The following is a 24,240-nucleotide window of genomic DNA, read 5'->3' on the forward strand; positions in this document are numbered from 1 at the left end:
CTCCATAACATTGACATAAAAAAAGCAGACATCAATAGTGTCTGCTTTTTTACTGGAGTAGCCTGTCACCTACTGTGTTAACTAACGCTTACTATCCGCTGGCTGATGTTTAATGATGGTTTTAGCCAAATGATCACCAAACCAAATAGCGGTATCAATATCTCCTTTCCCTGGCGTTTCTTCAGGTGGTCCGTCAAGAGATTGTGTCATCAAACCTAAGAAGCTAGATAGACGGTTGAGATCGTGCGCCTCATGACCCGTCGGCATAAGCGGCAGACCAATCCAGTTCATGCCGTGCTGCATGGCATACAAAGAAATTTGCTGCAACACGGCAAGTTTATCACCGCTCAGACCGCCTGAGTTGGCAAAAGCTGCGGCCCATTTGCCCTCCCACGTGCGGTTGTACCAACGCTTTGAGGTTTCATCCATAAAGGTTTTGAATTCAGCCGTGACGCTGCCCATATATACCGCGCTACCGAAAACCAATAGATCTGCCTGATCTAAATAATCCCAGTCAATATCATGAATATCAACCGCTTTTGCTTGGGCCTCTGGTAATTGCTGATGCGCGCCTTGTACAATCGCTTCAGCGACACGCTTAGTATGACCATAGTTGCTATGGAAAATAACGGCAATCGATACGTTAGGCGTACTATCAGGAGATATTTTTGAGGATTCGCTAGTTGTATTCATACAGACTCTAATAATGACAATAATGGTTAAATAAAAATAATATAGTGTACGAGTGCAAAACGACTCAGTGCACTCAATAGGTTTGTTAGTTGTGAGCTGACATCTACGTAGCGGCGCGGCGCACAATCACGAGCGCCATTCTTCCCGTTGCAGGCTGCTGCATATGCGTTTGACGACGATAAGAATAGTAATGCCGATCTGCATAGCTACAGCTGATAGGTTCTTTATTATCTATCGACACGCCAGCAGCTGTTAATTGATCAGCGGCCAGTTTTGGTAAGTTTAGCTTAACTTTATGCGTGTGCACTGTAGCGCAATTCGATAGTTTATCAACTGTCTTATGTAAATGCTGAGTATCGCTATGATTTTCAAGACCACTATCTGAGCGCATCACATATAAACTGTCAAAATTATCACTATCTGACGCCGTGAGTAATTGATTATCTAAGCAACCAGCCAATAATTGGTCACGAACTTGATGACTCACTTCATAATTGGCCTGACTGATACACACCCCTATCCAAGCCTGTATAGCCCCTGAATCGGTAAAGCGCTGAGCAGTCTCTCGAATCACGCCGCACGCCAATCCTTGCCAACCTGCATGAATGGCGGCGATTTTACCGCTAGCGGGTTGGTATAAGACAATCGGCACACAATCTGCCGTCATGATCGCCAGTCCACGACCACTTTGCTTGCTGATTATGGCGTCAGCCGCCATTGGTGCCATGCTCAAAGGCGTCGTATCAATATCATGGATCTGTTTACCATGAATCTGACTGACCCAATGTAAGCTGTGAATAGCAGTATGTTGCTCAGTTTGTGATGACTCACTTGCCATCTGTGTATTAATCGCAGTCAACAGACTCATACGATTACCTAATACCTTTGCCGCGTCATCGTTGACATGCAGGCCTAGATTTAGCGCGCCATAATTTGCTTGATGGTTTGCTTGACTGTCAAGCCCTCTTTGCTGGCTTGCCGTAGCAGGTTCGTCAATATTATTCGGCGCAAAAGCAGCCGTTTGGAAAACAGCCACGTCATCCATTTGCGCGAGCATGGTCATTGGAAAATTATCTATTATCGGAAGCTTGTTTGTCACGACTGCCCCATCCTTTTATCTACTGACTGTCTAAAAATTGGCATCACTAAATCACTACTATAAACTTGACAATTGTCGTAAACACCTTTAGACAGCCGCTTTTCTCAATAGCGTTTACTCGTCATCATAGCCGTCGCTTAATACGGCTATTAGCTGTTGCATGTCTTCTGGCAGTGGCGTCGTCACTTCAATATCCTCACCAGTTACCGGATGCACAAACCCAAGAGTATAGGCATGCAATGCTTGGCGCGGGAAGTTGCTGATGGCTTGGCGCTGTGCTTCTGTCAAACCTGCTCGCAGTTGACGACGACCACCATAGACACGGTCCCCGACTAGCGGATGGGTCACATGGCTCAGATGGACACGGATCTGATGGGTACGACCTGTTTCCAGTCCGACATCTAACAGACAATAGTTGTCATTCAGTGGCGTGACATTTAATAGATGGGTTACCGCTTCACGGCCGGCAGTCATGACCGTCATTTTGGTACGCTGAGTACGATGTCGCCCTATCGGCGCATCAATACGGCGATGACGCAGCAAGCTTGCTTGATCGCCTGCTACCACACACTGATAATGACGATAAACAGATTTGTCTTTTAGCTGCTCCATCAGCGCCATTTGAGCCGGTTTGGTTTTACCAATGAGTAGTAATCCAGAGGTGTCTTTGTCAATACGGTGTACCAACCCTGCACGCGGCAAGTGATGCTGCTGCGGATAATGATATAGCAAAGCATTGACCAATGTGCCTGTCTGATTGCCAGCGCCCGGATGAACCACCATACCGACAGGCTTGTTGATGACCAATACATCATCATCTTCATAGACCACATCAATGTCTATATCTTCTGGTTGATCTTCACTATGCTGCTGCAACGTCGTCGATAGATGTAGGGCATCACCTGCTTTGACACGAACCTTTGGTTTTTGCACACTGCCGTTATAAAGTAAGCTACCATCCGTGATCCAACCTTGTAATTGCACGCGCGAAAAGTCTGCAAACACCTGTGAAGCGACTTTATCGATACGTAAGCCAGACTCATCTTCTGTGACAATATGCGTTATATCTACCACCACTGGTACCGCTTGACCTGCTACTGGCGCTTCATCGTCGTCGCCTTCATCCATGTCGCTGTCGTCAAGTGCTTCATCAATATCGCTATCTTCTTCGAGCAAGTCGTCATTATCAAGAGCATCAGTGTGCTCGTCCATTATTTCCTGCTCATCCATCATTTCTTGATTGTCAGGCTCGTCATTATTTAAAACGTTATTTGGCATTGGTGACTCTTGTGCTGATGAATCAGTCTCTAGCGATTGATTCGGTGATAAATGGGTAGTCATGGCATCATTATTCATAGCGGATTGATACCTAGCAAAGTTGCTAACTATGTAAAGTTGCTAACTATATTTTGTTAAGTGACTTCATTCAAAGATAAAATAATAAAAAATTGTCGTTTTTTGACTTCTAGCAAATAATAAAAGCTATGCAGGTAAAAAAAGCGGAGACAATACCGCCCTAGTGTATCATGTCACGCGTCCAAGCCCTATAAAAGTGCATACTATCTGTGAATTTTTGAGCGCTTCTGAGGTGCCAAGCTTTACTGCTTAGCTCTCTAGAACATAACATTGCTGTAATTTACTGTATATTTGTTCCTGCCAGCGATATTCGGTATCGCTCGTGATAGCCGCTCATGGTAAACTGCCTGTAAAGTATAGATAGCGAAAAAATAGACGAAGCAAACGTTATTCTATAAAGTATAGCCATGTTTTGCTGTATGCTATGGCACTGTATTGCTATGCCATATTCAAATACAGTATAAAAATACCATTGGTTTTTATTGACAGTGTTTGCCATTTAAACCGTTTGAATATGATTAAATGCATTTGATCTATTACAGGCTTACTATAAAAGCTCTATGTATCAGACCCAATCTACCAGTACAATACGTCATAACAAAAACTGCATTCGATGAAAAACGTGTTGCTTGTGCATCGCTGAATACTCAGCATCGTTTTTTATCACTAACCTTTTATATAGCATGATAGCACTGCTGCTATCATGCGTCTTGTGTCGGAGAAGAAGTATGCAAGCTGTTGGCAATACGTTTATCAAACTGTCCTCAATCACCTTACTTGCGCTTAGCGTCAATCTAGTAGGTTGCCAGACATTCAAAAACCTCACTGGCGCCAAAGATGTCGACGCGGTAGAAACCGCGGAAAAGTCAGAGCAAGGTTACTATAACGATGCCATCGCTCAAATCGATAAAGGCCGCTATGTTCAAGGTGTTGAAGAACTGACCAATCTGCGTACCTTTTACCCAACTGGGCAATACGCTGAACAGGCATTACTTGATATGATGTACGCGCAGTATCAAAGCGATAAATACGAGATGGCAGCAGCGAGTGCCGAGCAATTCATCCGTCTATACCCTTCTAATCCCCAAGTCAGCTATGCTTACTATGTACGCGGCGTTGCCAATATGGAAGGCTCGTCTGAGAGTTTGAAGCTGTTTAAATTAAACCAAGCGGAGCGTGACACTGCGTATCTACGTATTGCCTTTGCCAATTTCCAAGAACTTATTAGCAAATACCCAAATAGCCCCTATGCACCAGATGCCGCCCAGCGCATGACATTTATCTATAATCAGTTTGCTGAGAGCGAGATGAGCGCAGCCAACTGGTATATCGAGCGTGAAGCTTATGTGGCAGCTGTCAACCGTGCCAAATGGGTCTTCCAGTACTATCCACTGAGTGAGTCAGTACCAGATGCCATTGCTGTCCTAGCCTATAGCCACGAAAAACTTGGTCTAACAGATTTGGCAAATGAGTACAAAACCCTATTGCAAATCAACTATCCAAACATGCTGACGAGTAATGGCAAAGTCAAACTGAGCACCAAACGTGATCGCTCTTGGCTCAATAAGATTACCTTTGGACAGCTTGGTCGCTCAAACACAACTGACAACTCAGTGGCAACGGGCGAATATAATGGCGCGACCAAAACCCAAATGATTGGCAACGCAGCCCAGTTGAGACTAGCAGGGACAAACACAACGCCTGCCAACACTCCAGTCGCCAACAATGCGTCTGCACGTAATGGTATCAGCGTAGGCCTAGGTCTGCCTGAAGCGTCAGCTGAGCGCGTGACCAGCCAATCAAGCACTGGCTCGACTGCACGAGAAGCCAACGTCGATCCACTAAATACCAATCCAACACGTCGCACTACGCTAAATGACGACAGTGTGAGTGATATGGATAATAATTGATTATGTGAGGTCTTTTAGCCTAGCTAACACAGTCTGTATTCATTGATAATAAGGTCAACATTACGTTGGCCTTATTTTTCTAGCAGTACCTTATTACCTCTGCCCCAACATAATCGACCTATGGTAAACTGTTTTTTGTATGAGCATTCCTAACCATATTCTTGAACAACTCAATAGCCAAGCTGACCTGATCAGCATCATTGGCAAACACACTACGCTTAAACGCGCTGGTAGTGAATATAAAGGCTGCTGCCCTTTTCACGGTGAAAAATCCCCATCCTTTTATGTCAATCCACAAAAAAATATCTATCACTGTTTTGGCTGTAGCGTCGGTGGCAATGCCATCAGTTTTTTGCGTGATTACGAGAATCTCACCTTTATCGAAGCAGTCAATGAGCTCTCTAAACAAACAGGCATTGAAGTACCAAAAGAAGAGCAACAGAACGTCAGCTATCAACGCCGTACGCCAAAACCTATTGCACCGCCGCCAGTTCACAATGTACCTAGCCCAACGATAGAGCACAGCAAAGTAAATCAAGACGGTGCAAACCAAGACGGCACAAACCAAGACAGCTATCGAAATAACTATCAAAACAACCGTCAAGCCAGTCATCAAAATAATGTTGACCAAAGCGACCAAAATCACATAGACCAGTCGAGTTATGATGACGCTCAGGGTTACGATAATTTCCCGCCGCTAGATGCTTACGAGTCAGCGCCTTATTCGATGGACTCGTATCCATCAGAGCCGTATTCTTCAAACCATGCGGACGATAGTGGCTATCCGCCAGTGTGGCTGACAGAAACTGACGCAGGCATGGATAGTATTGGTATCGATCAGACGTCTGATCAAGATGGCAACCTGTACGAATTGCTAGAGCAAATTCAGCAGTTCTATCAGCATAATCTACACACTCACCCTCATGCCAAGCAATACTTTTTGTCACGCGGACTCACTGAAGAGACTTTTGAGACTTTTGGTCTTGGCTATGCGCCATTTGGCTGGCAGCATCTTGAGCACCAGTTTCCACAAGATATTGAAGGACTTAAGGCACTAGGGCTCGTGCGCCAATCAGAGTCTGGCCGTGACTACGATCTGCTGCGTGATCGGGTTATTTTTCCTATTCGTGACAACCAAGGTCGCACCATTGGTTTTGGTGGTCGGGCGCTCGACGATGAGGTCAAGCCAAAATACATCAACTCCTCAGACTCGCCCGTCTTTCATAAGCAGCATGTACTCTATGGCTATTATGAGTCGCGCCAGCAGCGTGCTAACGACTGGCTGGTGGTAGAAGGCTATATGGATGTCATTGCTCTCTATCAAGCGGGCATCTATGGCGCGGTCGCCTCGATGGGTACGGCAATCAATGAAAGCCAAATATCGCGGCTATTGACACTCAATCCAACGCTGACTTTGAGTTTTGATGGCGACAGTGCCGGACAAAAAGCCGCTTGGCGTACGCTTGAAGTTGCCTTACCTGTGCTTGCTGATGATAAAGAGTTGCGGTTTTTAACCCTGCCTAACAATCATGATCCTGATACGTTTATCAAAAGTCATGGCAGCGATGCCATGCGCGAGCAAATCAGCCAAGCCATGCCGTTATCACAGTATATTTTTGCGTACTTAAGTGAGCGCTATGACATGAGTCTGGCTGAAGGTAAAGCCAAGCTCATGTCGCAAGTACGCTCATTGACGACCGCTTTGCCAAAAGGCAGTAGCTTTCGCTATTTGCTCAACAATGATGTTTATCAAAAGCTTGGCGGCAGGCGCAGTCAAAATGTCGAGGCCAAAGATGCGCTGCTAGACTTTGATGGTGATATGACCATCAGCCAACAATTGCAGCTGTGCTTTTTGTTTCAGCCGCGCGCACTCATTGATGACCCTATCGAATCGATTTGGCAACAGTCTGGGCTGACAAGATTACAGCTGCCTGCTCACATACAAAAAAAGGCGACAAGCGATGCATTGCGCGCAATCGCATGGGAAGACTTGCAAGATGCGGCTTTATTAAATGTTGTCACAACGATTAAGCGGTGCATGAAGTATTTGCCCACCGATGCCAATGCGGCGGCACATTTTGTATTATCAAATCTGGATCAATCCCATCAAGTGACGCTAAGCAGTAGCTGGGGCGGATTTTATCGGGCACTAACAGCAAGAAATGTATTGAGTCTCGACGACTTGATCGAGGAGCTTGTCAGCTCATTGCTTGAGCGTAATATAAAAAAGAAGATGCAAGAGCTGATAAAAAACCCTGATCATATCAAGCAAGCGATTGTACGTATGCAGGCCCAGCACTTGAGCAATTGGCTGCGCGCGCAGCATGCCGAACGCTCATCACAGATGGTCACCGTGCAGTCTTAATGTTTAATTATCAAATCATGCCCCTTTAAAATTCTAGCCACTGCCCCCACTACTAATGATTATGCCGAGTAGCATGAGTCACTCCTAAATCATTTAGCTGATGGCAAATAAACGGCAAAAAATGGTCGGTAACTATCACTAGCTCGTGCTTGACCACTGCGGTCTGTGTTAAACTGTGTCGCTGTATATTGACAGCACTGCTTGGTTGATGATTGTGAGCATGCATCTTTAAGCACAAATTTTAGGTATTATTTTACATATCTGCTTTTAGATACTATTTTGAGTATTAAATTTTAAGTACTATATTTTTTTAGGTACTGTATTGAAGTCTTTTTAGCTTTTCTAATTTTTAGCTGTTTTTTAGCATTGTTATTGTAGTGTTTTGAGCCTTTATTCATATCAACTCATTTTTGATATTATTGACAACCTCTACGCCATATTTTGATCAATCGATTGATAAGATCAACGCAAAGAGCGAGCGATAGCGAGTCACAATATAAAAATGTCCGATGCAAGTAAGCGAGTATTTATGAACGATAAGTCAGTTTCTAAGTCCACATCTCAACTGGCCACCTTAATCCAAATGGGCAAAGAGCAAGGGTATCTTACCTATGCTGAGGTGAATGACCAGCTGCCCGACTCTATTACCGAAAGCGATCAGATCGAAGATATTGTGCAGATGCTAACCGATGTTGGTATCAAAATCTTTGAGTCTGCCCCTGATGCCGATGACATCTTGATGAACGATGATTCAAGTGATGATGACATGGCAGCAGATGAGGCAGCGGCGGTACTCGCCTCTGTTGAGACTGAGCCTGGTCGTACCACTGACCCTGTCCGTATGTATATGCGTGAGATGGGTACAGTTGATCTTCTTACCCGTGAAGGTGAGATCTCCATTGCTAAGCGTATCGAAGAAGGTATTCGTGATGTACAGCATGCCATGGCTTACTGGCCTGGCACCGTACAGTTCGTCCTTGATGAATACCAAAAAGTACAAGATGGCGAAAAAAAGCTATCTGACGTCATCACTGGTTTCTTAGATCCTGAAACCGAAGAAGATAAAATCGCCGCTCAAGAAGCCAAAGATGCGGTAAAAGAAGAGCGTGAGCGCATCAAAGAAGAAAAAGAAAACCCGCCTATCATCAAAGCTAAAGTGAATGCCAAGGCAGCCGCACTTGATGATGACGAAGATGAAGACGAAGACGACGTGGAAGAAGAAGCTGAAGAAGAAAGCAGCGGTCTTGATCCAGAAGAAGTACGTTTGCGTCTAGAAGAGATCGAGCATCTATTTATCAAAGCCAAGCAAGCGCTGCTTGATTATGGTCGTGGTAGCGTGCAGGCGGATACTGCGTACGCGTTACTTGCTGAACGCTTTATGATGCTAAAGCTCAATAATCGCTTGTCAGACCAAGTCATGGCGATCATGCATGACGTCTACGACGACGTGCGTAAGCAAGAGCGTCAAATCATGCGCTTGGTGATTCGCCGTGGTCGTATGCCGCGTGAAGAGTTCCGTAAGACCTTCCCTAGCAATGAAACCAATGTCGATTGGCTCATTGAGCGTATCAAAGGTAAGCCTGCATTTGCGGGCACGCTAGAAAAAGTCACCGATGACGTTATTTTACTTCAGCGCCGTATTCGTGATTATGAGCAGCAGCTTGATATGAAAATCCACGACATGAAAGATGTGGCACGTCGTATGGCCGTTGGTGAAGCAAAAGCGCGACGCGCGAAAAAAGAAATGGTTGAGGCCAACTTGCGTCTGGTTATCTCTATTGCCAAAAAATACACTAACCGTGGCCTACAGTTCTTGGATCTGATCCAAGAAGGTAATATCGGTTTGATGAAAGCGGTTGATAAGTTTGAGTATCGCCGTGGTTATAAGTTCTCAACGTATGCCACATGGTGGATTCGTCAGGCAATCACGCGCTCTATCGCTGACCAAGCACGTACCATCCGTATCCCTGTGCATATGATTGAGACGATCAACAAGATCAACCGTGTCTCACGTCAGCTGCTACAAGAAATGGGCCGCGAGCCAACGCCTGAGGAATTAGGCGAACGTTTAGAGATGGACGAAGTCAAAGTCCGTAAGGTGCTCAAGATTGCCAAAGAGCCTATCTCTATGGAGACGCCTATCGGTGATGATGAAGATTCACACTTAGGTGACTTCATAGAAGATGGTACGATCTCAAGCCCTGTCGACGATGCAACGTCTGCTGGACTACAAGAAGCCACTCGTGATGTACTCGGTAATCTAACTGAGCGTGAAGCCCGTGTCCTAAAAATGCGTTTCGGTATCGACATGCCAACGGATCATACTTTAGAAGAAGTTGGTAAGCAGTTCGATGTTACCCGTGAGCGTATTCGTCAGATCGAGGCAAAAGCGTTGCGTAAACTGCGTCATCCCTCACGTTCTGAGCATTTACGTTCTTTCCTTGAAAATGACTAATATTCAATGAAGCTAAATAAAAAAAGCCGAGTTTATCTCGGCTTTTTTGTGTTTGTTAATCTATGTTATCAATGCGCGCCTAAATTTTGCTCAGCATCTGGTTTGTCATGCACACCGAAATTGTCTATCATCGTCTGGCTTGCCTCGTTCAAACCAATAAGCTCTACCTCAGTGCCTTCACGGCGAAATTTGATAATGACTTTATCAATCGCAGCGATTGCTGTTCAATAACTACTTTAGAGACAGACTCTTTAATATCAAAGGATTCAGTCATACGCTCTGCTGACGAAAAGCATAGGCGAGGATTTAACTTTTTGACCATCCCAATTACCGAGCTTAAGTGACCACCCTACTTCTTAGTTTGAATAAATTTATAGTCTTTTGGGCTTTACAGACTTAGATTCTGTATTAGAATCATACGGCACCTGCAATACTACGCTCACAGATTTCATCGCTAGGAAACTGACATGATTGTCCGGCAAACACCCCACCCGTTTAAGATATTTTTCGCCCTTCGCGGTTCAATCATTCCAAAAATCTATCCGCAGCTGCTATTGGTTACCATCCTTAGTACAGCCATTACCATTATTCAACACTGGATTCCTGACTCTTTTCCTTATTATGGTATCACCACTTTTACCTTATTGGGCATCGCATTATCGCTGTTTTTGGGATTTCGAAATAATGCCAGCTATCAGCGTTGGTGGGAAGCACGGATGCTATGGGGCCAGTTGGTATATGATGCTCGCAGCTTAACGCGCCAAGTCTTATCCTTTATAGATGATGACAACGAGCATGGTCGTGAGACTCAGCGCACCATGGTATATCTGACCATTGCTTTTGCACATGCGGTGCGCCACAGGCTGCGTGGTACGCCACCTTGGGCGGACATAGATCCCTTTGTCGCATCCATACATCATAATGGTATGCGCCAAGCAAAAAATGTCCCTGACCATATAATGCGCCTCATGGGTAAGCATCTCGGCGATATTCGGCGTCAAGGACTGGTCTCAGAGCAAGTCATCCAAAACATGGATGAGCGCCTGACCTCTATGACGATTGTCTTGGCAGCCTGCGAGCGTATTCATAACACACCGCTACCTTTTGCTTATATGCTGCTGGTACATCGTACGACCTACTTGTATTGCGTCATGCTGCCTTTTGGCTTGGTCGCCTCGCTTGGTTGGGCAACGCCCTTGGTTTGTGCCGTGATTGCTTATACGTTTTTTGGGTTAGATGCGCTGAGCGAAGAGCTAGAAGAGCCGTTTGGTTTGGCGGCTAATCAGTTACCTCTGACCGCCTTGTCACGCACGATCGAAATAAATCTGCGAGAAGCGCTGGGAGAAACCAATCTGCCGACTGATATTATGCCTATTGATGGTTATTTGCCGTAAATATTGCCGTCATCTAAGCGCCATACAATGAACGAGCGGCAAACGTAACTTGAATAATCCACCGCACGCCACTATAAATAGCAGACAAAGGTACTGTAGGTAAAATCTCTACTCTAACCAGCTGATTTATTCAAAAATATTATCTATAAAAGCGAGGCTCATATCATGAGTGATGATTCAAAAAATAATAACGACAACGTCGACAACAATGTAAATAACCCAACCAGCAATCAGCCATCAGTGAAAGTCACTGATTTGACGCCAAATAAAGGCGTTCTGAAAGGCAAAAAAACAGACATTCAAAACCCAGAGCTTTGGGAGTTCCCGATGAACTACCCACTCAGCATCATTGGTCATGAAGGTGAGCACGAGAGCCTGCTTAATGAAATCAAGCTGATCTTGGGTAGCCAATTCCCTGATTTTGATTTGGCCTCTATTGAAGTGAAACCTTCTAGAACGGGTCGCTTTCATTCAGCACGGGTCAATCTGTACCTAACAGCCGCTGATCAAGTCAATACACTTTATGCCGCGCTTGATAACGCCAAGACGGTCCGCATGGTTTTGTAAATCGTTCAGACAGGTTTAGCGCCTTTTGGTCCAAGTCGTCACTCGCTAGTAATAACATATGGGTGGCGATTTTTTGTGGTTTGATGTACAATCTGCGCCCGCATTATTGCCGCCATGGTGATAGTTATCAGGCGACAATCACTGAGAAAATAAAAAGCAAACGGCCACACTATTTTTACAAAAAATTTATGATCGACCGCATTTGCGTCTAACCCTTATCCCATCGTCCTTTGCCAAAATTTGGACTGCCTACAACCTTGTAGCAACATAGTTTTATCCTAAAATCAATATAGTATTTTCAAAATTTTCCCGCTATATTGTGCCTACCGATTAACAAACACGCTATATGTAGTACTCAGTGATTTTTGCTATCACTATGGGTAGTGGCTGCTTGTTGCCAAAAAACTACTGCTACCATCGACTACAATCGCGTCATAAAGAATGTCTGCCGCTCCTTTGGCGCGCAGCATCACTATAAGCAATCAAAATAGAGGCCAACATGACACATATTGATAAAATCCAAGTAACCAAGCGTGATGGACGTTTAGAGCCTATTAATTTAGACAAAATTCATAAGGTAATAGCGTGGGCGGCGGATGGATTGGACAACGTCTCTGTGTCGCAAGTTGAGCTAAAGTCGCACATCCAGTTTTATGAAGGCATCAAAACCCGTGATATTCACGAAACCATCATCAAATCTGCTGCCGACCTTATCTCTGAGACCACGCCTGATTATCAATATCTCGCCGCGCGCTTGGCGATCTTCCATCTACGTAAGATTGCGTATAACCAGTTTGAGCCGCCGCACCTGTATGACCATGTCAAAACGCTCACCGACGCGGGCAAATATGATAAGCATATCCTAGCGGACTATAGCCGTGCTGAATTTGACGAGTTAGAAGAATATCTGGATCATTGGCGTGATATGAACCTTGCCTATGCTGCTGTCGAGCAAATGGCAGGGAAATACCTAGTACAAGACCGTGTCACGAAGACCGTGTACGAAAGCCCGCAGTTCTTATATATGCTCGTGGGCATGTGTCTATTTGCCAATTACGACAAAGCTGAGCGCTTAAGCTACGTCAAACGCTTTTATGATGCGACCTCAGAATTCAAAATCTCACTACCGACACCGATCATGTCAGGTGTGCGTACGCCATCGCGTCAGTTTAGCTCGTGCGTACTGATCGAATGTGGTGACAGCCTAGACTCAATCAACGCGACCACCAGCGCCATCGTACGCTACGTGTCACAGCGCGCTGGTATCGGCATCAACGCTGGCCGTATCCGTGCCCTTGGTAGCCCGATCCGTGGCGGTGAAGCGCAGCATACTGGCTGTATCCCATTCTACAAACTGTTCCAAACAGCGGTGAAATGCTGCTCACAAGGGGGCGTCCGTGGCGGTGCTGCGACCCTATTTTACCCATTATGGCATTTGGAAGTTGAGTCATTACTGGTACTCAAAAACAACCGCGGCGTCGAAGACAACCGTGTCCGTCATATGGACTACGGCGTACAATTAAACAAAACGATGTACACGCGCCTCATCAAAGGTCAAGACATCTCGCTATTTTCACCAAGTGACACGCCAGGCCTATATGATGCGTTCTTTGAAGACCAAGACAAATTCGAAGCGCTATACACCAAATACGAAAATGATCCTAACATCCGTAGCCGTCAAATCCCAGCTGCTGATTTGTTCAGCCTAATGATGCAAGAGCGCGCCAGTACGGGTCGTATCTATATCCAAAACGTCGATCATTGCAACACCCATAGCCCATTTGATGCGACGGTTGCCCCGATTCGCCAGTCAAACCTATGTATGGAAATCGCGCTACCGACCAAACCACTGGATAACATCAATGACGAAGAAGGCGAAATCGCCCTTTGTACGCTATCAGCGGTCAACTTGGGTAAAGTCGAGAGCGTCAGCGACATCGAAGAGCCAGCCGAGCTAATCGTCCGTGCCCTTGATGCCCTACTCGACTATCAAGACTATCCGGTCAAAGCTGCTGAAAATGGCAGTATGCGCCGACGTACGCTTGGTGTGGGCGTGATTAACTACGCTTACTACTTGGCTAAGAATGGCGCACGCTACTCTGACGACAGCGCACTTGGTCTGACCCATCAGACGTTTGAAGCATTGCAGTTCTATCTCTTAAAAGCCTCAAACAAATTGGCAAAAGAGCAAGGCGCGTGCCCTGCGTTCAATGAGACCACGTACTCACAAGGTATCTTGCCGATTGATACGTACAAAGCCGACTTGGATACAATCTGCCAAGAGCCGCTACATCTCGATTGGGAAACGCTACGTAGGGATATCACGGAACACGGTCTACGCAACTCTACCCTAACCGCCTTGATGCCGTCTGAGACCTCAAGTCAGATCGCCAACGCGACCAACGGTATTGAGCCACCACGTGGTCTGGTCTCTATCAAAGCGTCAAAAGATGGCATCTTAAAGCAAGTCGTGCCTGAGATTGCTACCCTAAAAGATCAGTACGAGCTACTATGGCAAATGCCAAACAATGACGGTTACCTAAAGCTGGTCGCTATCATGCAAAAATTCGTCGATCAAAGTATCTCTGCCAACACCAACTATGACCCCGTTCGTTATGCTGGTGGCCGTGTACCGATGAAGATATTGCTAAAAGACTTGCTAAACGCTTATAAAATGGGTGTGAAGACGTTGTACTACCATAACACTCGTGATGGTGCGAACGATGCCCAAGCGGATATGGAAGATGATTGTGCTGGCGGTGCTTGTAAGATTTAAAAATTTGGCCATTAGGCTCTCTGATCTAATTTAGAGAGCCTAATAGATAATTTGGTCTAGTAAAAGGAGGTGCAACTAAAATATAGATAGCATAAAACCACTAAAGCTAATTAATAGAGAGGTAATTTAATTATGGCTAAGAACACAGGCCGTAGTACTCGCAGAGGTTCGGTAAAAGCTCGAACTCAAATGAAGCATCCTAGTAACCCTAAGCATTCGCTTAAGAGAGACGCTGCTACAGGTCGATTTATGAGTGGTATGAAAGGTAGTTATAAAGGGGTAGCACAGGAGGTAGATAGTAGAAGATAAAAATGGCATAGAAGAGTAATCAACTATGCCATTGGAGATGCTAAATACGTCAATATTTAGTATCAGGAAGTTGAGACTACCGACGTCCACAAGTGATAGGCCAATAGAATGAATTTCCTTTTTCAGAGCAGACATTCTAATTTAAAACTTACCACTTGTCCAAAAAAACCGTGAAAAGGTAGTCACAAATATTTCTACTCAGGAGTAATGAGTATGGAAGTTTATCGTGATATACATGGCGACTCTGGCGTAAGCGCATTCGAGGTCGGTGATGACTCTATAATTGTGCGTTTTACGAAAGGTGGTATGTATCTATATAACTATTCCAAAACTGGCACTTATCATGTCAACAATATGATAAGACTAGCTAGAACAGGAAATGGTCTTAACGGATACATAAACTTAAACGCTAAACATACTTATGCTAGAAAAATAGCATAGGTGTTTGGTCTGACCTTCATGGTTTAGTGTTAGGGTGCTTCGACACCTTAGCACTATTAAGTATGAGTTGCTAAGAGGGATAAGAATTTGAATATTTCAGTGGGCAAAAAGCATTTTTTGAGAATTAATACTTGGGATGATATTTATAAAATGAGTGGATATACTGACTCATTAGATCCTAAGAAGGAAAAATTAAAGCAAGTTATTAATAAGTATGAACTTCCAAACAAGGGTAGATGCGGTTTATCAAATTGTCGCACACCTCATAATATTGGATGTATTGTTGAAACTGAATCTGGTAGGTTGACTAATTTAGGAAACGACTGTGGCAAGAAGTATTTTGGAGAAAACTTTACGTCTTTGAGCAATAAACTTAGCAAAGAGATTGATTACGCAAACAAAATCGAGAATATAAAGTTAGCTAAATTGAATATTGCTGAAAATTATAGAAAGTTAAATGAAATAGAAGCTGATTGGAAGAAGATTGAGAGAGTTTATAGAGCTATAAAGTCCGAAGGTCTTGATGGGCTATACGACAAGCTAGAACAAATGAAATATAGTAAGAGCTCCATTATTGCAATACAGCGTAGAGCTACAGAATCGGAGATTGAGCTTGAAGAGGTTAGAACAGGAAAAGACGTTCAAAATCCTTTCTATATGTCTGACAACTTAGGTGATTTAAAAGGTCTAAACTATCTTACTGATAGAATCAAAATTAAAGCCATCATTCTAAACAATAAAATAACTCTTAATCGTTTGAATGATTTTGATGAGGACAAGACAACTCTCAAAGAACTTAGCAAAATGATCAAAGAGAATGAAAAATTAAACGATAGTGTTCGTGAAGCACATAGTATTATTGCGGATGGCTTTAAGTTATTTAGTGCAGATAATATGAGACAATTTACGCCTTTGATAAGTAGTAAAAGGCATAGAAAGTTAAAAAGATTTTTAAATTGTTGTTTTGAAAGCTAATAAGCCTAGGTCAAGCGAATCTTTCTTAGTTGTAGGGTGCGCCCAGCGCACCGATGATATAAAAATTGTGTTTAAAGGTGAGCGAGGCGCACCCTACAAAATATACTCAAATAGCAAGGTCGCTAAGAAAAAAGAAAGACGCCCTAACAAGGTCGTTTAGCCCCGACTATAGCGATATCCTGCTGACGACGATGGCGTTGCAGTCTCTGACTGGACGTAGTATCGAGGCAACAGGAATGCGGTCAGACACGATAGACTGCACGCCAGCGGCTAAGCAGATACAAGCGGTAGGCGGGATTGGCTACCTTAATATTTAAATTTAACACAGTAACAAGTAAGACCTAATTTTCGTGCTAAAATTAGCCCTATATTTAGAGCATAATTTTAATGGAGAATGGGGCATGCAACCGATATTTGCGACACAAACAGCCAGTATTTCAGAGCTAAAAAACAACCCTTCTGCCTTGATCAAACAGTCAGATGGTGAGTCGATTGCGATTTTAAACCACAACAAACCCGTGGCTTACTTGGTTTCCACAGACATGTACGAGCGTATGATGGAAGCGATGGACGATATGGCACTCAGCCAAACCGTAAACGCACGGATGAATGATGGGCAAGCGCCTATCAAGGTTACGCTCGATGACTTATAGTCTTGAGTTTCACCCGTTAGCGTTAAAAGAATGGAAAAAGATAGCGCCAAGCATCCAACAGCAGTTTAAGAAAAAATTACAGCAGCGACTATCCAACCCTCATGTGCCTGCGTCGAAACTTTCTGGACATACAGATACTTATAAAATTAAATTACGCACCATAGGGTATCGTTTGGTATATACCGTTAAAGATGACGTGGTGGTGGTTTATGTATTGGCAGTCGGTAAAAGAGAAAACAACAAGGTATATGACAGTCTGGCGACGCGTCAACCCTAACGAAAACTTAGAAATAACTAAAACGACGGAGGTCATGTGCACTATACCGCAATCATCAAAGACGGTGGTTTGTTTATCCCAAACGTATTTTCAGACCTAAACGATGGTGGCTCGCATATCGTACAAGTCGAGGTTGATATTGCAGCGGTGCGTCAGCAGTTAGAGATGGATGAAGCGCCAAAGGCAGCCGTCGCCAAAAAAAGCGTGGCAAAAGCAGCCAAAAAACCAGCATCGCGCGCGGCTAAAAAAGACGTAAAAACAGCAGCAGAAGCGTCTGATGTGAGTACCCTACGTAAAAGCGCACTGGATGAATTAGAAGCACTCGATGATAGTGAACTGAGCGAAATATTCAAAGCCTATATGAACGATGGCAAAGAGCCCTCACAGATATCGCTAGAGAACCTTTAACCCAAAAAGCCATTGACCAAAATTTATAATATAATCATATCCAATTTATATAATTTCATAACCGTATCAATGATAAAGGCAGTCCCATGACTTACTCGATTTTTTCGCAAACGCCAAACAATGCGCTAACAGAGCCGATGTTCTTTGGTCAGCCCGTCAACGTGGCGCGCTATGACCAACAAAAGCACCCCATCTTTGAGCAATTGATTGAAAAGCAGTTGTCATTCTTTTGGCGTCCAGAAGAAGTCGATGTGTCACGCGACCGTATCGATTTTAGCAATCTGTCCTCGCATGAGCAGCATATATTTTTGAGCAACCTCAAGTATCAGACCCTACTCGACTCTATCCAAGGTCGTAGTCCAAACGTGGTGCTACTGCCGCTAGTGTCTATCCCTGAGCTTGAGACGTGGATTGAGACATGGTCGTTTAGCGAGACGATTCACTCGCGCAGCTATACCCATATCATTCGTAATATCGTCAATGACCCAAATATTATCTTTGATGACATTATGCAAAACGAGCACATCTTAGGCCGCGCCTCTGATATCGCTCAGTACTATGATGAGCTGTATCGCAACTCGCAGCTATATAGCTTATACGGTCCAGGTACGCATAATATAAATGGTGAGGAAGTGACCGTTGATTTACGATCGCTGAAAAAGCAAATGTATCTATGCATCATGGCGGTCAACGTCCTAGAGGCCATTCGTTTTTATGTGTCGTTTGCCTGCTCGTTTGCCTTTGCTGAGCGCAAATTGATGGAAGGCAATGCCAAAATCATCAAACTGATCGCTCGTGACGAAGCGTTGCATTTGACCGGTACGCAGCACATGCTAAATCTCATGCGTAATGGTCGTGACGATCCTGAGATGGTCGAGATTGCCGCAGAGTGTTTTGATGAAAGTATTGAGATCTTCCGCAAGGCTGCCGAGCAAGAAAAAGAATGGGCAGGCTATCTGTTCAAAGATGGCTCGATGATCGGTCTCAACGAAGATATTCTGTGCCAATATATCGAATACATCACCAACTTACGTATGGAAACCGTCGGCTTGCCAGCGGCGTTCCCGAACTCAAAATCAAACCCAATCCCGTGGATCAACACGTGGTTGTCGTCTGACAATGTGCAGGTCGCCCCACAAGAGACCGAGATTAGCTCGTACTTGGTTGGTCAGATTGACTCTGATTTATCAGACAGTGATTTTGACGACTTTGAACTATAAAGGCTCCGAATTATAAGAGCTGAGTTGTAAGAGCTTTGAGCTATAAAGGTTTTAAATTATAAAGGGTTGATCTGTAATCATTTTATCGGTTAATAGTAGGGATAGTAATAGCACAGATATCCCAATAGGATGAGCGATGACTTGGGTAATGACCAGTAAAAAGCAGTTCTATCTACATGATGACGAAAGTCTACTAGATGGACTATTACGCACCGGACACGATGTCAACTATCAATGCCGCGAGGGCTATTGTGGTAGCTGCCGAGTCAAGCGTATTGCTAGCTCGCATACGGTCGATTATCCATTTAACCCGCTTGCCATGATTGAAGAGGATGAAATCCTGCCCTGCTGTTGCCGTGTGCGGGGTGTAATCTATATCAACCATGAGCTGATTGAAAAGCCTTAGCAAAATAGTAGGGACTAAAGACTGGCCTGAACATTAGCTTTTATGCTTTGATAAAATTTAACTCAATAAAAAAGCGCGCTCCTTATCCAAAGGAGCGCGCTTTTTTGTGTAATTTAGCAACACACTTTATTGTGCTACAGAGTCTTGCTCAAACAGTTTCATTAGCTCTTCGCGCATGCGATCACGCTCTGCTTCTGACATCATCGGTGCTTGCTGATCACCTTGGATACTGCCACCCATCCCATCCATACTCTCACCCTGTAGTACGACAGGACGCTCGATGGGCTCTTGCACTGGACGCTCTTCTAGCATTATTTTGACTTGAGCATTTTTGCCGCGGCGTAGTATCTGAGCATCCAACTCAGTGTTCGGCGGCTTACGAGCGACATATTGGATCAAGGTATTGGCATCGGTCATCTCGACACCATCGATGGTTAGGATGATATCGCCAACACGCAAACCACTCTTGGCAGCAGGACTGCCTTCGATGACGTTTAGCACTTCCACGCCCGTTGAGGTCTCAAGCTGCGTTGGGTCACGTAGCTGTGACTGGATTTCGATACCGAGCCAACCACGACTGACGCGGCCGTCTTTGATCAGCGCGTTCATCACTTGCTCGACCAATGATGTAGGAATCGCAAAGCCAATACCCATCGAGCCGCCAGAGCGCGAGAATATCACCGTATTGATACCGACTAGCTCACCACGAGCATCGACCAGCGCGCCACCTGAGTTACCTGGATTGATCGCCGCATCCGTCTGGATGAAGTCTTCGAACTTATTGACGCCCAGTCCAGTACGCCCAGTCGCTGAGATAATCCCTTGCGTCACCGTCTGACCGACCCCAAATGGATTACCAATTGCCAAAGCCAGATCCCCCACGCGAATAGGATCTTCGCGGAAACCAAGCGGCGTCAATCCTGTCATCTCAACCTTAATCACTGCTAGATCACTATCAGGGTCTGTACCGATGATTTTGGCGCGGCTCTTGCGTCCATCGTTAAATGCAACCGTGATCTCATCCGCTTTTTCGATGACATGCGCATTGGTCACGATATAGCCATCTTCTGATACGATCACACCAGAGCCTAGATTGGTATTGCCCTGCTCTTGTGATGGGCCACCATGATATTCAAAAAACCGGCGCAATACGGGATCATCCATATAAGGATGCTCTGTCATCGTTTGTGTGGTGTAGATATTGACGACCGACTGCGACGCGCGCGCAACTGCATTATGATAAGAAGAGATGGGCGCTGGTGTATCCGCAACTGGCTCTGACGCTTGCTGCTCGGCTGGCGGGGTTCTCGGCGGCTCCCACGTGGCCTCCGATGATGACTTCATACTCGTGAACAACCAGATAAACGCTACTAACACCAGCAGCAATAAGACCCAAGGCAACCATTTTAATAAAGAAACCTTGTTACGGGTGTTATTGGTGTTCTGGGATGACGACATATAGAACCTCTATAAATGTAATGCAGACGGACAGTGAGAAATAAGGTGAGAAGACTGCGATTATTCAACCATCATGGCTTGGATTATTCAACCATTATGGCTTGACTAGGTAATTGCTTGATTAGGCAATTAATAGCCAGAGCTAGGCAGACTCACATTTATAAATTATAACCGCAATGCCGTGAAATAGTAACGTATCGTGTACCATTTCAGTTATCCATCTTGTCTACTCTTTTACAGTGCCATGTTAAAATCATCGCTATCAGATATTTGCGATAGATAATGATCAATTATTTATCTTTTATGAGTCTTTGTCTTCAAACAACTTTTTTTAAGCACTATATTTGAATAATACTGCGTTACTGCAAGGCAATAACAATAAGGAAACCTAATGAGCCAAAACACGACTACTGAACCTTCGACCAACAGCATCAGCGCAGAATCATTGACGCAATTTTGTGATGAGTATCTATCTGCTAGTGCGTTCAAAGACTACGCGCCAAATGGCCTACAAGTAGATGGCGGTCGTCCAATACAACGTATCGTCACAGGGGTGACGGCGTGCGAGGCGCTGATTGATGCGGCTATCGCTGACAATGCCGATGCGATTGTGGTGCATCATGGCTACTTTTGGAAAGGCGAACCTGCGCCTATCACAGGTCTGAAAGGTCGACGTATCCGCAAATTGATGCAACATGGCATCTCTATGATTGGCTATCATTTACCGCTCGATGCACACCCCGTGATTGGTAACAATGCCAAACTGGCAGACGTACTAGATATGACCATTACTGGCGCGCTCTACCCCAACGAAACACACCCTGTTGGTAATATCGCCACTTGCACACCGCAGAGTGCTGATAGCCTGATCGCAAAGATTACCCAAGCGCTCGGTCGTACCCCACTACATATTTCGTCTAATTATGAACATCACTCTGATAATAATGCGAAAACGACTGCCAATAGCGAGAGAGTGATCAAACGTGTCGGTATTTGTACAGGCGGCGCCCAAGATATGATCGAACAGGCTGCCATAATGGGCTGTGACGCCTATATCTCTGGTGAAATCTCTGAGCGTACCACGCATATCGCTCGTGAGCTGGGTATCGATTACTTTGCTTGTGGTCATCACGCAACAGAGCGCGGTGGTATTCAAGCGTTAGGAGAGATAGTCGCCCAAGAATATGGACTGCCAGTAACCTTTGTTGATATTAAAAATCCAGCATAAGATAGCCAATATAGTGGCCATCATTAGGGCAGAACTCGAGACGATTAATAAAGAATATAGGCGTTGTTATAGCCATTATCGCAAAACTCATTAATGAGTTTGTGAATATTACGCCCATAATATAGCGACATTTAACCGTTTATATCTCAATTGTTAAGTTTTATCGCTTTTTTCTTAACTCTACTTGAATAATGCAAGCGATATCCGCATATTACCACCTGTAAGAAAGAACGTTTTGTCATGAAACTTCCCATTATTACAGCTTCCGGTTATGGCACTAAAATAATGCTGGCGGTTATTTGAAACTTTATCATGCTTTATGAGCAATGAAATTTTTGAACGTCGCCAGTTAAAACACGATGTATACACTCGATATTTGATTTATACCGTGTTTTTATTTGTAGTGTCGCGATGACAGTTTTGCACCACCTTTTTGATAGCATATTTTATAAGCTATCAAATATGGTTGAGCTGCTTGCCCTCATTGCTGGACAATTAACTTTAGCAGCTAGCCACCTTATTACTAATCACTCAAGGTGTCGTTAGTTATTAAAGTTAGCATCACCAAAGCAGATGAATATATTGGTCTCAATGGCCAATCATTACCTCACCGCTTTGCTTGATGTCGTTGTCTCAATAACTTACTCATGACCTTACCTATGTTTGATATATAGTTGTTTGGCCATTAGCCATATTGCGTTATCGATGAAGGAATCATCTGATTTACATCCTTCGCGTAGTCGTGCGTCCAGATTTTGAAACGACTGTTTTATGCTTTTACTTTAAGCATATGAGTAACACTTCGATAGCGGGCTGACCCACAAATCCACATCGCTAACTCTTAGAGAGAGCATGCTAGTGGCGCTATAATCAAGCAGGATGACTGATACTTATTTTATTCAAGAGTATGATGTCGTCTGAAATGCTGTATTGATATATGCCAAATGATGTGCATGTATTTTTACGCGTTTTTGCGGTAAGAAGGATGGCTAAAATCAGGAGACATCCATGCAACGTATTACTTATCGTGTCAAAGGATCTGCGCAAGGTGCCAAACGTCGTATTTCTCATTTACTACGTCCATCTAAACGCCTACTTAACACCAAAAGTAACATCGTTTCATCTACCCCTACTGCGTCGGGTCGTTTTGCCAGAACCAAGAAGCTGGCACAAGTATCCAGTATCGCTCTGCTCTCTTTGCCTGCACAGAGCCTAACGACAATGAATACAAAGGTATCAGCCTATGCCAATGTCATGCTGCAAAACACTTTGACCATTGCCGCTGTCCCAGGTGATAGTACTTATTTTGCCACTGATGGCTTCCAACATGGCTTTGGTTTTGATCTCGTGCGCACCTATGCAGACGAGCTCGGTGTGGATATCAATCTAAAAGCCTATGCCAATGAAGAGGCTGCACTCAAAGCCTTGAGATCAGGTGACGCTGATATGGCGTTGACCACGGCTAGTACCAAACTAAAAAGCCAGCTCAATCTCTCATCTGTTAATGTCAGCTGTGGCTACGACTCAAGCTTGACTAAAAACGGTCTGCATCCAAAAGTCAGTTGGACGTTCAGCTCACCTAATGATCCACTGTCCAAAAAAGCCAGTTACTTCTTGTGCGATAGCATCAAGCTAAAAAACACACAGAAACTAGCGGCGTTCTACAATCAGAATTTGCTAAAAGACGCTTATAGTCAGGATCATTTCCAAAAAACACTGACAGAAAAACTGCCTGATTATCAGTCTTCGTTTGAAGAGCAAGCGCGCAATTACAATCATGATTGGGAATTGTTGGTTGCTATGGGTTATCAAGAGTCACATCTTGATGCCAATGCGGTATCTCCGACTGGCGTACGCGGCCTTATGATGCTGACCAATAACACTGCAAAGGCTATGGGCGTGTCAGATCGCGTTGATCCTTATCAAAGTATCGGCGGCGGTGCTCGTTATCTAGAGCAAATGAAAGCAGAGTTCGCGGATGTACCCAAGACTGATCGCGTCTGGTTTGCCCTTGCTGCTTACAACATGGGTCCAAATGCGGTGAAAAGCATTCAGCGTAAATTACGCGCCCAAGGCATTGACGACAAGAGCTGGGCGAACGTTTATGCGTATTTGGCGGACAATAAAGCATCAAACAGCCGTTATGGCCAAGCAATGCACTATGTTAGCAACATCAGAAGTTATCTTGAGTCTATCAAAACTCAAACTGTCTAGTTAATAGACTCCATTAGATATCGGATATCGGATATC

Annotated in this window: 18 protein-coding genes and 1 pseudogene; 14 read left to right on the forward strand and 5 right to left on the reverse strand. The window is 44.5% G+C overall.

Annotated elements, in window-relative coordinates:
- Nucleotides 1–81: 81 nt before the first annotated feature.
- The 3 genes from B3V51_RS06630 to B3V51_RS06640 all read right to left on the reverse strand — a co-directional run bounded on the left by B3V51_RS06630 (nt 82) and on the right by B3V51_RS06640 (nt 3,148).
- Entirely contained in the window at nt 82–693 is a 612-nt protein-coding gene (locus B3V51_RS06630) for a flavodoxin family protein (RefSeq protein WP_071001407.1), read from the reverse strand.
- A gap of 103 nt (nt 694–796) precedes the next feature.
- Nucleotides 797–1,792, reverse strand: a complete 996-nt coding sequence (locus tag B3V51_RS06635) for a polyphenol oxidase family protein (RefSeq protein ID WP_286708144.1) — start codon at nt 1,790–1,792, stop codon at nt 797–799.
- A 114-nt stretch (nt 1,793–1,906) separates the two neighbouring features.
- Entirely contained in the window at nt 1,907–3,148 is a 1,242-nt protein-coding gene (locus tag B3V51_RS06640) for an RluA family pseudouridine synthase (protein ID WP_414706369.1), read from the reverse strand.
- Nucleotides 3,149–3,876: 728 nt separating this feature from the next.
- On the opposite strand from B3V51_RS06640, the gene B3V51_RS06645 reads away from it, so the two are divergent.
- The 3 genes from B3V51_RS06645 (at nt 3,877) to rpoD (ending at nt 9,878) form a co-directional block, all read left to right on the forward strand.
- Nucleotides 3,877–5,058: an outer membrane protein assembly factor BamD gene (locus B3V51_RS06645; RefSeq protein WP_286708145.1), complete on the forward strand. Its 1,182-nt coding sequence runs from the start codon at nt 3,877–3,879 to the stop codon at nt 5,056–5,058.
- A gap of 139 nt (nt 5,059–5,197) precedes the next feature.
- A complete protein-coding gene (locus B3V51_RS06650) occupies nt 5,198–7,423 on the forward strand; it encodes a DNA primase (protein ID WP_223332925.1) in 2,226 nt (741 codons plus the stop codon).
- A gap of 529 nt (nt 7,424–7,952) precedes the next feature.
- Nucleotides 7,953–9,878 (forward strand): RNA polymerase sigma factor RpoD, encoded by a 1,926-nt coding sequence (gene rpoD / locus B3V51_RS06655; RefSeq protein ID WP_284719292.1) that lies wholly within the window; start codon nt 7,953–7,955, stop codon nt 9,876–9,878.
- A gap of 68 nt (nt 9,879–9,946) precedes the next feature.
- Here the strand turns inward: rpoD and B3V51_RS06660 are convergent.
- Nucleotides 9,947–10,170 (reverse strand): annotated as a pseudogene (locus B3V51_RS06660) (sodium-independent anion transporter); the annotation flags it as partial.
- A gap of 175 nt (nt 10,171–10,345) precedes the next feature.
- On the opposite strand from B3V51_RS06660, the gene B3V51_RS06665 reads away from it, so the two are divergent.
- From B3V51_RS06665 to yfaE, 9 genes are all read left to right on the forward strand, one after another.
- A complete protein-coding gene (locus B3V51_RS06665; protein ID WP_071001403.1) occupies nt 10,346–11,272 on the forward strand; it encodes a bestrophin family protein in 927 nt (308 codons plus the stop codon).
- Between the two features lie 276 nt (nt 11,273–11,548).
- Nucleotides 11,549–11,839 carry a YbeD family protein gene (locus tag B3V51_RS06670; RefSeq protein ID WP_058024867.1) on the forward strand — a complete coding sequence of 97 codons (291 nt, stop codon included), beginning with the start codon at nt 11,549–11,551 and terminating at the stop codon, nt 11,837–11,839.
- Nucleotides 11,840–12,338: 499 nt separating this feature from the next.
- On the forward strand, nt 12,339–14,615 hold the full coding sequence (gene nrdA / locus B3V51_RS06675; RefSeq protein ID WP_071001402.1) for a class 1a ribonucleoside-diphosphate reductase subunit alpha: 2,277 nt from the start codon (nt 12,339–12,341) through the stop codon (nt 14,613–14,615).
- A gap of 837 nt (nt 14,616–15,452) precedes the next feature.
- A complete protein-coding gene (locus tag B3V51_RS06680; protein WP_093070956.1) occupies nt 15,453–16,340 on the forward strand; it encodes a hypothetical protein in 888 nt (295 codons plus the stop codon).
- A gap of 401 nt (nt 16,341–16,741) precedes the next feature.
- Entirely contained in the window at nt 16,742–16,993 is a 252-nt protein-coding gene (locus B3V51_RS06685) for a type II toxin-antitoxin system Phd/YefM family antitoxin (RefSeq protein WP_071001400.1), read from the forward strand.
- A complete protein-coding gene (locus tag B3V51_RS06690) occupies nt 16,983–17,270 on the forward strand; it encodes a type II toxin-antitoxin system RelE family toxin (RefSeq protein ID WP_071001399.1) in 288 nt (95 codons plus the stop codon). The genes B3V51_RS06685 and B3V51_RS06690 overlap by 11 nt, the downstream gene beginning before the upstream one ends.
- A gap of 36 nt (nt 17,271–17,306) precedes the next feature.
- Nucleotides 17,307–17,678, forward strand: coding sequence for a hypothetical protein (locus B3V51_RS06695; RefSeq protein WP_071001398.1), 372 nt, complete (start codon nt 17,307–17,309; stop codon nt 17,676–17,678).
- Nucleotides 17,679–17,764: 86 nt separating this feature from the next.
- Nucleotides 17,765–18,898 (forward strand): class Ia ribonucleoside-diphosphate reductase subunit beta, encoded by a 1,134-nt coding sequence (gene nrdB, locus B3V51_RS06700; RefSeq protein WP_071001397.1) that lies wholly within the window; start codon nt 17,765–17,767, stop codon nt 18,896–18,898.
- A gap of 136 nt (nt 18,899–19,034) precedes the next feature.
- Nucleotides 19,035–19,304: a class I ribonucleotide reductase maintenance protein YfaE gene (gene yfaE / locus B3V51_RS06705; protein WP_071001396.1), complete on the forward strand. Its 270-nt coding sequence runs from the start codon at nt 19,035–19,037 to the stop codon at nt 19,302–19,304.
- A gap of 126 nt (nt 19,305–19,430) precedes the next feature.
- Here the strand turns inward: yfaE and B3V51_RS06710 are convergent, their stop codons facing one another.
- Nucleotides 19,431–20,762 carry a S1C family serine protease gene (locus B3V51_RS06710; RefSeq protein WP_071001395.1) on the reverse strand — a complete coding sequence of 444 codons (1,332 nt, stop codon included), beginning with the start codon at nt 20,760–20,762 and terminating at the stop codon, nt 19,431–19,433.
- 391 nt (nt 20,763–21,153) lie between these two features.
- On the opposite strand from B3V51_RS06710, the gene B3V51_RS06715 reads away from it, so the two are divergent.
- Nucleotides 21,154–21,990: a Nif3-like dinuclear metal center hexameric protein gene (locus B3V51_RS06715; RefSeq protein ID WP_071001394.1), complete on the forward strand. Its 837-nt coding sequence runs from the start codon at nt 21,154–21,156 to the stop codon at nt 21,988–21,990.
- A 1,008-nt stretch (nt 21,991–22,998) separates the two neighbouring features.
- On the forward strand, nt 22,999–24,204 hold the full coding sequence (locus B3V51_RS06720) for a transglycosylase SLT domain-containing protein (protein ID WP_093070949.1): 1,206 nt from the start codon (nt 22,999–23,001) through the stop codon (nt 24,202–24,204).
- The last annotated feature ends 36 nt before the right edge of the window (nt 24,205–24,240 follow it).

The organism is Psychrobacter sp. UBA2514, from assembly GCF_002341255.1.
In the GTDB taxonomy this organism is placed as follows: Bacteria; Pseudomonadota; Gammaproteobacteria; order Pseudomonadales; family Moraxellaceae; genus Psychrobacter; species Psychrobacter pacificensis.